Source organism: Nostoc sp. JL34, assembly GCF_017114945.1.
In the GTDB taxonomy this organism is placed as follows: Bacteria; Cyanobacteriota; Cyanobacteriia; order Cyanobacteriales; family Nostocaceae; genus Nostoc.
In genome coordinates this window covers 25,224-34,784 of sequence record NZ_JABXKQ010000173.1, presented here as the reverse complement: position 1 = coordinate 34,784, position 9,561 = coordinate 25,224, and the positions used below count along the sequence as shown (strand labels likewise).

Below are 9,561 nucleotides of genomic sequence, written 5' to 3'. Positions count from 1 at the left end.
CCTCCCTTTCCGTTTCGGAGAGGGAGGCTGGGAGGGAGAGGTTCATCGAACTCACGTTAATTTATCGCTGTTTTCAACACAGAAAATTCAGGAATAAAACCTCGGTCTTTTGGCTGATGACAAACTCGGAGATTTATAAATATTTTGTATTAATATTTTTAAGACTACAAACTATGTCGTTAGATAAGTGACTATATCCATAAATTCATTAACTATTGTTAATAATTAACTATTTAACTGGATTCTACATAAAGCTATGAAAGCGAGCAAAGGCATAGCAGGAAAAGTATTGTTCAATATTATTGGCATCGGGAGCTTAGTTACTCTGTCTGCCTGCGCTCAACCTGTGACAGAAACTCCTACAGCCACTGTTTCTCCCATTACGCCAACTCCTACAGCCACCATTGCTACCCAAAATTTAGCAGAATTGGCAAAGTCAGCAGCTAGTCAAGGACAGTTTAAAACTCTCGTTCAAGCAGTGCAAGCCGTCGGTTTAACTGAACAATTGGCCGCACCAGGCCCTTACACAGTATTTGCACCTACCGACACAGCTTTCTCTGCTTTACCAAAAGCTACTCTAGATCAACTCTTACAGCCAGCAAACAAACAACAATTAGTTAGGCTTTTGTCCTACCATGTTATACCTGGGGGAATTACCTCCCAGCAATTGATATCTGGAGAAGTTAAAACACTTGAGGGTAGTCTCGTTAAAATAACAGTTGATCGTGCCAGTAACTCAATCACAGTCAACAACGCTAAAGTGACTCAGCCAGACATCCCAGCTAGCAACGGCATCGTTCATGTAGTTGATCGGGTACTTTTGCCACCTAATTTTTCCACTAATCTAAACACCACCCCAACACCACGGTAGTTTCACAAAGCTGATAGTTTCCAGTTTTTGTTAGGCGTAGGTTTGAAAGCTACCCTAATTTTGAACTAGATGCTAACAATCAATTAATTAATAGGTTTACTTGTCACACCAGTGGAAAGTAAGTACTACATAACTACAAAAATTCTAAATTTCTCATTTAGCAAATAACCATAAAATTTGCTTATTGTCAACATTTTACAATCGATCAATATTCGAGTGTGAGCAAAACTACCAACTTTATGGGAAATTTAGCCAAAATAATCCTCTCTACTCTGACTCGCTGATTAATTTCGCCCACCAGCTAGAAACACATTTGTTATGCTCTAAGAAAATAACTGAATATCATCTATCAAACAGCAGATAATAAGTATTTTGAGGATTTATCATCATAAGATGACAGAAACTTACCGAAACAAAAGTATTGAAATTTACAATTAATTTACGCAAAAAAGCTTTGTAACCAAATCATTACGCAATCTTCTGGGTTTTCTGTGTTCGAGGTGATGGTTAGTGGAAGCACACACCATTTAGCTGAAAACTTGTTAATATCTTCATGTGGTGGCGTGGCGATCGCTATTGTATCGTATGTATCTAATGTACTTTTGCCTAAGATAGAACTAGATTGGCGAGTTTGCAGGACAAATTGTTTTTGAATTGATTAAAATATCCTTGTATACAATAAGAAAAGTTTGTCAAGTTTCATAGGGCTGAAATCGCCACAGTGCGCTAACGTGTGAATAAGACCGAATTAGTAAACCTAAATTGATCTTCATCAGGTCGATTCTGCCACCGCCTCAACTCCTCAGTTAAGGTAGTTAGTACGCAGAAGGTTAACTGCTTTCAGGCAAGCACCACCGTTGTTGTTGTATTTACCCAAGGATAAGACCCGTTTTAGTCTAAGGGATGCTTAATTTATGAAGGAAATGTAAAAATGGGTAGGTTAAGACGAATAGTCTGAGTTAACATAAAATGCACTCTTTCTCAGTAATTAATGTTGTGTAAAATACATGAAATTCGGCAGGAGCAAGCGTACTTACTTCGTAATGTAATAAGAGCGTCACTGCAATTCCAAAAAGTGGAGAAAAAATTTCCGGGTATAAATCCCGTTTTCAATGTCTTTTTGGTGAAAGTAGCTAATAGTTGCTTAATGAATTCATGATTAATACACAAAAAGAGTGCAATTTCTGTGAAACAGGCTACAATCGGAAGAGTCTTTATACGAAAATCTGCCAACAGTCTGAATTCATTTGTATAGAGTGGCAAATTTTTTGATAAAGGCGAGTCTTTATTTTTACCAGTTAGTTGAAAGCAATATGTGATAGCAACACATATAACATTTACTAAAGTGAGCAAGTCACCTTTAGTAGTTGCTTAAACTAAAGTAAAAAAACCTCCTACCGGAGGTGTAAAACGTCCGAAAATATCTCTGGCAAATCTGCCAAAAAGCTTATTTTCGGTTGGTAATTGGCTCGTTTAAAAGAGCAGTAAACACATCTTGAGTAATTGATTCTGCAAGGAGCATGAGGAACGCGGCATGAACCAGGCTAACAACGTACTCGAAAGCATATATCAGCCTGACCTAGAAATAATGAATCAGCCTGAGCTCGAGTTAGAAGAACTCTTAATAGACGATGAAGAGGACTTGCTGATCATCGATGAAGGTGACGAGGAATTTTTAGAGCCTCAGTCTGATGAGGACGACGCAAAGTCTGGAAAAGCCGCTAAATCGCGTCGTCGGACACAAAGCAAGAAAAAGCACTATACCGAAGATTCAATTCGGCTTTACTTGCAAGAAATTGGGAGAATTCGTCTGTTGCGGGCAGACGAAGAAATTGAATTGGCGCGGAAAATAGCCGATTTGCTGGAATTAGAAAGAGTCCGCGAAAGACTCTGTGAGCAATTAGATCGCGATCCTCGAGATAGTGAATGGGCAGAAGCAGTACAACTGCCACTACCAGCCTTTCGTTATCGCCTCCATGTTGGTCGTCGGGCGAAAGACAAGATGGTGCAATCTAACCTCCGTCTTGTAGTTTCAATTGCTAAGAAATACATGAATCGTGGTTTGTCGTTCCAGGACTTAATTCAGGAAGGCAGTCTCGGTTTGATTCGTGCCGCTGAAAAGTTTGACCACGAAAAAGGTTATAAGTTCTCCACTTATGCTACATGGTGGATTCGTCAAGCAATTACCCGTGCGATCGCAGATCAATCCCGCACAATTCGTCTTCCAGTTCACCTTTACGAAACCATTTCTCGGATTAAGAAAACTACCAAGTTACTATCTCAAGAGATGGGTCGCAAACCCACTGAAGAAGAAATCGCGACTCGAATGGAAATGACCATTGAGAAGTTGCGGTTCATTGCGAAATCTGCCCAGTTACCAATCTCATTAGAAACACCCATTGGTAAAGAAGAAGATTCTCGATTGGGCGATTTTATTGAATCCGATGGTGAGACACCAGAAGACCAAGTTTCCAAAAATCTTCTGCGCGAAGACCTTGAAAAAGTCCTCGACAGTCTCAGTCCACGCGAACGTGATGTTCTCAGACTGCGTTACGGCTTGGATGATGGTCGGATGAAAACCCTTGAGGAAATCGGACAGATTTTCAACGTCACCCGTGAACGAATTCGTCAAATTGAGGCGAAAGCACTCCGCAAGTTACGCCATCCAAATCGCAACAGCGTTCTCAAGGAATATATTCGGTAGTTAATTAGTCATTAGTCATTGGTCATTATCCTTAAACAAATGACTAAGGACAAATGACAAAAAAATAAAAAACCTGGTAGTGAATTAGCACTCCAGGTTTTTTTATTTATAGGTCATCTTTGATATTAAAACTTACAGGATGCCCCAAAAATGTAGGAAGCCTTGACCAGAAAAAGCCTCAACCAAGATGGCAGCTGAAAAGCCAATCATTGCCAAGCGACCATTCCAAACTTCTGCTTGTGGGGTAAAGCCCCAACGCCAAGCGTTGCGATCTTCAATTACAGGAGTAGTGACTTTTGTTGTGCTTGCATTTGTCATGGTTAGGACTCCAAACTTAATTTTTAAGGTTTATTGCCTTATGTAAACTAATATAACAAATATTTTCAGAAAAGCAACATTTTTTATACTTTTGTTTCTACAACTTGACATAAATAGAAATAGCTATTTATACAAATCAAAACATCAGTCTTCAGTGAGATTTACTGAGACAGAAGAAATGTTATCTAGATTTTTACTTTATAAACAATATAATCTTATTGATATAAATTATCAAGTAATTGATTTATATTGCTTGACTGTAAATATATTTTGTATTTTAAAATAAAAAATTATTGATAATTAAAATCAGTAGGAGACAATTTCCATTTCTTTTGAAGTCGAGACAAAACCAAGCTTCTCATAAATACGTTTACCATCCTCAGTGGTGTGAAGCCAGAGGCGTTTTGCCTCAGTTGCTCTCACAAAGCTGATAATTTCCTTTAACAATGCTGTAGCAATTCCTTGTCCTCGCTCGGAATTGTATAAACGTTCATAAGGTAGGCTTATAAGCCTGAGAGATTGCCGTTGTAAGGGGGTCGTTGAAAAAATACCAAGCCGCTAGTGGCAATAATTTGACTATCCACTTCAGCTACCCAAGCTAAAAACTCACCCGACGGCATTTTTTCGCCAAGATATTTTCGAGTTGCTTCTGCTAGGTTTGTGGTGTCAGAGTCTCCTTTTATATCCCCAGCCTCCCGCAGGAGTTCGAGGCGCAGTTGGATTAGCGCCTCAAACTCCTGCAAGTTGGCTTGTCAGAAGTTGAACATCACTCTAATTTACGATCGCACTTCCGCCACGGTGATAATTTTTTCATCGCGGTTGAGTTGGAGGATGCTTTCACCTTTGACATCTCTCCCTAAGAGCGGCACTGTTTCCACAGGTATTCGCACTACCCGCTCCTTATTCGTTACTAAAGCCACTTCGCCAGATGCGATCGCCATCACCATACCAGCTAAGTTGTCAGTTTTGCTAGCAAATTTCAGCGCTTGCGTCCCCAAATCACCGCGATTAGCTGCTCTCAACTGACTCGCAGCCATCCGCTTGGCATATCCTTCTTGAGTAACTAAGAGTAATTGGTCATCTTTACCGACAGTGACACAGCCAACCATTTGCTGATTTTTCAATAGTCGAAATGCTTGTAAACCCATCGCTGTGCGTCCCATGACTGGTAATTGTTCATCATTGACTGCAAAGCGCAACATTCGTCCACCGGAACTAGCTAAAATCAGATGCGCCCCTGGAGCGGTGAACTGGGTAAATGACAATTCATCATCATCTTTGAGCTTCAAAATCGTGATGCCGCGCCGAGTCAGGTTAGTAAATTCTTCCAGAGATAGACGCTTAATTCTTCCCTGTTTTGTTAGAAGAATCATCTGTCTAGTTTCCAGATTTTCCGGCAGCAAAAAGCGGCTGACTACAGCTTCTTGAGCGCCTTGAGCAGTACTACTGAGCATAGTAATCAAAGGTTTTCCCCGTGGAGAACGTCCAGTAGTTGGGGGAATTTCTCCCACATTCACCGGATAGACTTTGCCACCACCAGTTAGTATTAGCAAGTCTTTCCCTGTGTCAGTCAAGACAGTTTGGATAATGAAGTCATTATCGTGTAGACCATTTTCAGCTTTTGACTTTCTCCCAGATGGCTGAGTGCGGCGAACATAACCCCGTTGGGTAAATTCTAAAATCGCTTCTTCTACTGGTTCCGAAGATTTAAGTTCCTCCTCCTCTACCCCTCTGCTTCTCTGTCCCTCTGCCCCTCTGCCCTTCTGCTCCTCTGCCTTAGACTTTTGCTCCTCCCCGATTTTTGTTCGTCGGGGATCGTTGTACTTGCGTTTGAGCGATCGCAAATCTTTTTTCAGCGCCTTCAATAATTCGCGGCGATCGTTAAGTAATTGCTCCAATAAACTAATTTGTTCGCTGATCTGCTCGAATTCCTGCTGCAAATTTTGCTGTTCTAAACTAGTGAGGCGGCGCAACGGCATAGCCAGAATTGCATCTCCTTGTACCTCACTCAAATCCAGTTGGCTACAAAGATTAATTTTTGCCGTACTACCATCGGGAGCTTGGCGCAAAATTTGAATTACCTCATCCAAATTAGATAGCGCTTTCAGCAAACCTTCTACCAACTGCACGCGACTTTGGGCCTTAGCCAACTCGTAATTGTAGCGACGGTTCAGCGTCTCTTCCCGGAATTTCAAAAACTCCTGCAACAGTTGACGCAAACTTAACTGCCGGGGTTGTCCATCCACGATTGCGAGGAGAATCGCCCCAAAAGTCATCTGTAAAGCAGTTTGGTGATATAAATGCTGGAGAACTTCTTGGGGATTCGTATCGCGTTTGAGTTCAATTACTACCCGCATCCCTTCGCGATCGCTCTCATCCCGAAGATCGGAAATTCCTTGCAAGCGTCCTTGGTTTACTAAGTCCGCTACCTTCTCAATCCAGGCTGCCTTATTCACTTGATATGGCAATTCTGTAATGATAATTGCCGTCCGACGCTTGCTTCCCCTCGCGGCTGGAATCTCCTCTAGAGTCGCAACTCCCCGCAGCAGAATTCCACCTTTACCTGTGGTGTACGCTTCCCGAATTCCCGTCTCACCGATTATTTCTCCACCAGTGGGAAAATCTGGCCCTGGAATTAGCTCAAATAATTTTTCATCTGGCAAATCTGGGTTGTCAATTAAGGCAATTAACCCATCGACAACTTCCCCCAAATTGTGGGGTGGTACATTTGTCGCCATTCCCACGGCAATCCCAGAACAGCCATTGAGCAACAGAAACGGCAACTGAGCAGGTAACACCGTTGGTTCTTGCTGGGAATTATCAAAGTTCCCGACAAATTCCACAGTTTCTTCACCAATTTCTGTCAGCATTCCCTCATGGCTGATCGGTGCGAGGCGCGTTTCTGTGTAGCGCATTGCTGCTGGCGGGTCATTATCGACGCTACCAAAGTTACCGTGTCCTGCTAGTAAAGGATAGCGGCTAGAAAAATCCTGCACCAGCCTGACTAAAGCATCATAAACTGATTGATCGCCGTGGGGATGGTATTTACCCAACACATCACCCACAACACGGGCACATTTTCGATAAGGTCTATCTGGTACTAAACCGAGTTCGTGCATTGCATACAAAATGCGCCGATGCACTGGTTTTAAGCCATCACGCACGTCTGGTAGCGCTCGCCCGACAATCACGCTCATGGCATATTCTAGATAAGACCGTTGCATCTCGGTGTGCAGGGCTGTTGGAATTACCTGTCCCGTTGAGAGAAGGTTTAACTGTTTTGCCATGAGTTTTTTCCCTGAAATTTAACTACACAAAAGCCGATGGAACTCAACACTGCGGCAACCACAGCATAACGGATGAAATGAGATTCATAACAAAATTTTGATTGATAGTCACAGAAGAAAAAGCAGTACTATCATCCTTGATGACAAAGATACACATTGACTATTAAAAGGGATTGGGGATTGGGGATTAGGGATTGGATAATCAGCGGAAAAATTATGGAATTTGCTCTGAATCCCTCCCAAATTTTGGAATGTTTTCCTAGTTCCCAGTACCCAGTCCCAGAGCGGCATTTCTCCCGCCCCTAACATAAAGGTATAGCAGGAGACTCATCGCCGTGACCAGTTAAAAAGGATGCACACGAGTATAATCTACATAAACTTAGTAGCCATGATACTTACCATGATTGCATTTCTTAATTTTGAATTCTGGAATTCTTGAATATCCTCACCTCTATAACTAAAATTCTCATGAAAACTGTTTTAATTGTCGAAGACGATCTGATTAATGCTCGTGTTTTTTCCAAAATTTTGTCCAAGCGTGGCGGCTTGGGTGTGAAACACACTGAAAATGTGGAAGAAGTCATAAAAATTGCCCAATCAGGAGAAGCTGACCTGATTTTGATGGATGTTTCTTTGTCCAGAAGTGTTTACCAAGGCAAGTCCGTTGATGGAATCAAGATTACACAAATGTTAAAATCCGATCCAAAAACAGCAAACTTACCTGTGATTCTGGTAACAGCACATGCTATGGAAGGCGATCGCGAGAACTTTCTCAAGCAAAGCGGTGCTGATGGCTACATTTCTAAGCCAGTTGTTGACCATCAACAGTTTGTTGACCAAATCATCGCACTTCTACCCACAGATGAACACTGAGAATTAACGACTTAATTTCAGGAATACTCGCCCGCCAATGTTTTTGGGCGACTAGTTCCTGGATTTATCTAGTATAGATGTACTACGAAAAGGTACTATTAGGCAAGTGGCAATAAGACAGTTAGGAGTTAGGGACTTCCAACAAGTAAATTATCCAATCTTGTGGGGTGGACATCTTGTCCGCCCTTGGCTTGGGGCTATCGTGTCGCCCATCCCACAAGAAGTAGTTGAGTATTTTTTTATTTGGAGTTCCCTTAGGAGTTAGGAGTTGAAATATTTAACTCCCAACTCCTAACTTTTAACTCTTAACTTTTAACTTCTAACTCCCCACTCCTATTGAGTAGGCTGTTGTCTAGGCGTAGGCGCTGATGATGAGTTTTCTCGTTGCTGTATGGCTGCTTGAATACGGGGTAATTCTAGGAATTTTTTCGTATCAGACAGTAGACGATCGCCCCAGAGATTTTCTTTGAGGAAATTCAAATTAGCATAGCGCGAATCGATACGGAGTGCAGCTTCTCCCAAGGTTAGTCCTTGTTGGCGCTCGCCTTTAGTATACAGTGCCACGGCTAAGGCCAATAAAGGTTCTGCGGCTTGTTTGTCAAGGGTTACAGCAGATTGCCATCGCTTAATCGCTTCGGGGATATTACCCTGTTCGTAGTTGATTAAGCCAATGTTGTTGAGCGCCGGCCAGAATTTTTTATCTTGGGAGACGGCTTTATCGTACTGGGCGATCGCATCTGGCAATCGCCCCATCAGATAGTAAGCATTACCCAAATCAAATAACCCCTCTGGATCGTTGGGTTTTAACTTCAAACCATCTTGATAATTGACAACAGCAGCCTGGTAATTTTTCTGCTGAAAATTCGCTGAACCTAAAGCAAAGAGAATATCACCATTTTTGGGGTTGAGAGATTGCGCTTTTTTGAGACTAGCGATCGCCCCGTCAAACTCTTTCGTTTGCAGTTGCAATCCACCTAACAGCAACCACACTTTATCATTCCCCGGAGCCAGTTGACTAGCCAGCCGCGCTCGTGGCAAAGCTAAGTCAACCTGTTGAAACTGAGCTAATTGAGCCGCCTCTTGTGCCAAGCTCAACCCCTGCTTTTCTAACTTTGTCGCATCTAGTTGCAGTGTATGGGGTATTAATGCCTGCGCGTTAGCGGCTTTTGGCATACTCCATAAACTACAGACCATTAAAAGAGAAATCAAACGAACATGTTTAGGCACACTACCGCCTTTAAGCCACTAATCAAAGAATCTTTCAGCTAGCTTAAACGATCTGCGCTGTTGGCGGTAGCAAAATCTTGCCAATCTTGGGGAAAGGGATGTGAGGAGTGGGGAGCAGGAGAGCAGAGGGGCAGGGGAGCAGGGAGCAAGGGAGCAGGGAGCAAGGGAGAAGGATTTTCCCCTCCGCCCCCTGCACCCCGCCCCTCTGCCTCTTTTCAATGCCCAATGCCCAATTCCCCATACCCATTAAACAATTGATGACTTTGGTCATACATCAGTCT

General features: G+C 42.5%; 8 protein-coding genes. 3 read left to right on the top strand and 5 right to left on the bottom strand.

Annotated features, from left to right (window positions below; genetic code table 11):
* Positions 1-256 precede the first annotated feature (256 nt).
* Together HWQ44_RS31220 and rpoD are read left to right on the top strand one after the other, a co-directional pair.
* Positions 257-871, top strand: coding sequence for a fasciclin domain-containing protein (locus HWQ44_RS31220; RefSeq protein WP_292726003.1), 615 nt, complete (start codon positions 257-259; stop codon positions 869-871).
* A gap of 1,534 nt (positions 872-2,405) precedes the next feature.
* The gene (gene rpoD, locus HWQ44_RS31215) at positions 2,406-3,575 is read left to right on the top strand and encodes an RNA polymerase sigma factor RpoD (protein ID WP_094353188.1); all 1,170 of its coding nucleotides are present in this window, start codon (positions 2,406-2,408) and stop codon (positions 3,573-3,575) included.
* Positions 3,576-3,707: 132 nt separating this feature from the next.
* On the opposite strand, the gene HWQ44_RS31210 is transcribed toward rpoD, so the two are convergent.
* The 4 genes from HWQ44_RS31210 to gyrA all read right to left on the bottom strand — a co-directional run bounded on the left by HWQ44_RS31210 (position 3,708) and on the right by gyrA (position 7,180).
* Entirely contained in the window at positions 3,708-3,893 is a 186-nt protein-coding gene (locus HWQ44_RS31210) for a chlorophyll a/b-binding protein (protein WP_292725999.1), read from the bottom strand.
* 306 nt (positions 3,894-4,199) lie between these two features.
* Entirely contained in the window at positions 4,200-4,400 is a 201-nt protein-coding gene (locus HWQ44_RS31205) for a GNAT family N-acetyltransferase (RefSeq protein ID WP_292726005.1), read from the bottom strand.
* Positions 4,397-4,636: a hypothetical protein gene (locus HWQ44_RS31200; protein ID WP_292725997.1), complete on the bottom strand. Its 240-nt coding sequence runs from the start codon at positions 4,634-4,636 to the stop codon at positions 4,397-4,399. The genes HWQ44_RS31205 and HWQ44_RS31200 overlap by 4 nt, the downstream gene beginning before the upstream one ends.
* 33 nt (positions 4,637-4,669) lie before the next feature.
* Positions 4,670-7,180, bottom strand: a complete 2,511-nt coding sequence (gene gyrA / locus HWQ44_RS31195; protein ID WP_292725995.1) for a DNA gyrase subunit A — start codon at positions 7,178-7,180, stop codon at positions 4,670-4,672.
* A 468-nt stretch (positions 7,181-7,648) separates the two neighbouring features.
* Here gyrA and HWQ44_RS31190 point away from each other — a divergent pair, with 468 nt between their 5' ends.
* Positions 7,649-8,053, top strand: a complete 405-nt coding sequence (locus tag HWQ44_RS31190; protein ID WP_094353192.1) for a response regulator — start codon at positions 7,649-7,651, stop codon at positions 8,051-8,053.
* Between the two features lie 333 nt (positions 8,054-8,386).
* On the opposite strand, the gene HWQ44_RS31185 is transcribed toward HWQ44_RS31190, so the two are convergent.
* Positions 8,387-9,280 (bottom strand): tetratricopeptide repeat protein, encoded by an 894-nt coding sequence (locus tag HWQ44_RS31185; RefSeq protein ID WP_292725991.1) that lies wholly within the window; start codon positions 9,278-9,280, stop codon positions 8,387-8,389.
* Positions 9,281-9,561 lie beyond the last annotated feature (281 nt).

Excerpts from the sequence above, each read along its gene's own strand:
- HWQ44_RS31220 (WP_292726003.1), top strand. The coding sequence starts at position 257 with ATGAAAGCGAGCAAAGGCATAGCAGGAAAAGTATTGTTCAATATTATT.
- rpoD (WP_094353188.1), top strand. The coding sequence starts at position 2,406 with ATGAACCAGGCTAACAACGTACTCGAAAGCATATATCAGCCTGACCTA.
- HWQ44_RS31210 (WP_292725999.1), bottom strand. The coding sequence starts at position 3,893 with ATGACAAATGCAAGCACAACAAAAGTCACTACTCCTGTAATTGAAGAT.
- gyrA (WP_292725995.1), bottom strand. The coding sequence starts at position 7,180 with ATGGCAAAACAGTTAAACCTTCTCTCAACGGGACAGGTAATTCCAACA.
- HWQ44_RS31190 (WP_094353192.1), top strand. The coding sequence starts at position 7,649 with ATGAAAACTGTTTTAATTGTCGAAGACGATCTGATTAATGCTCGTGTT.